The organism is Oleiphilus sp. HI0132 (assembly GCF_001635845.1).
Map to the genome: position 1 here is coordinate 1 of NZ_LWGJ01000595.1, position 1,164 is coordinate 1,164.

A 1,164-nucleotide genomic window follows, 5' to 3' on the forward strand; every position below is an offset into this window, starting at 1 on the left:
GGTATATAGGTTGTGCAGCCCAGGCTAACCGTAATTGCATCAACCACTGGCCAGTTGCATTCCTCTATGGTGCGTCGAATTCTTTCCGCAATAACTAAAACGCCCTCTGAAGGTGTGCAAGGTAAGAGGAGGTAAGAGGTCTGCTTTCCATCAAAGTAGTCGCTATCTCCTGCGCGAATCATTGCTTTAAGTGTCTCTGCAAATCGAGCAAGAAGGTCGTTTGTATTTGGGAGACCGTGCATGTCTTGAATTTGAGGGAAGTAATCGACTTCAAGGGAAACCAGAGAAAGGGGTTTGCCTGTTCGGTCAGCTCGGCACATTTCTTTTTTAAGGGTATCTCTCAAATGGCGGTAGTTATAAGCTTTAGTTAGTGGGTCATGTATCTCAAGTTCTACCAGTGTGCGACTGCGTTTCTGATGAAGCTGAGCATAAGTACTTGTTAGCCCCATAAATAATGCAAAGCTGGTTGCAAACTCTAGTGCTGAGATGATGCTGCTGGCAAATAGCAGTAGCAGTGAGTAACACACACCCATCACCACGTTGAATATGCTTGCTTGGCGATAGGGAAGGCATAGATAACAAAGAAGACCAATCGGAAATATCCAGTGCTTAAGCTCCTCAGGGTGTTCGCCTGCATTGGCGAAAATGCTGAGAACAGATATAACACCTACAGCGAGACAGGCTTGCTTGAGGTATTTGGCTTCGGGGGAGAACTTGGCGTAGAGGCTTGTGCTTAAATAAACGATGCTTAGAAGTGTTGCAACGTAAACGAGCTCATAGAGACCGTAGCGATAATTTTGTATACCAAGCACAACCATAGCAATTGCGCCAAGCAGAAATAATGTGGCAGTAAGACGGGTTTGAAGCTGGATTTCAGAGAACATTATTGTGCTCCTTCTGCATTGGCTGGCGTTGCGTCTTGGGGCAGCTCATCGATGTCTCGATAGATGTGTGTTCTATTAATACTGGTAGCTTGTGTTTCTGATAAGGCATGGCTTGCCCGGCCTGTTATGGAGGTACTGTCATCGCCGATATTTAAGCAGGACACGCCAGCACTAACGGTAATACTTTCTCCATGAATCTCAATTTCTTTGCGGACTTTAAGTCGCAGGCTGTCTGCTATCTTGACTGCTTGAATCGAGCTGGTATGAGGTAAGACGATAA

1 protein-coding gene and 1 pseudogene are annotated in these 1,164 nt (G+C 45.8%); both read right to left on the reverse strand.

Annotated elements, in window-relative coordinates; genetic code table 11:
* A partial coding sequence (locus tag A3766_RS07260) for a GGDEF domain-containing protein (RefSeq protein WP_068642023.1) occupies positions 1-884 on the reverse strand: 884 nt, incomplete at its 3' end.
* Positions 884-1,164 (reverse strand): annotated as a pseudogene (locus tag A3766_RS30630) (hypothetical protein); the annotation flags it as partial. The gene A3766_RS07260 and the pseudogene A3766_RS30630, both read right to left, overlap by 1 nt.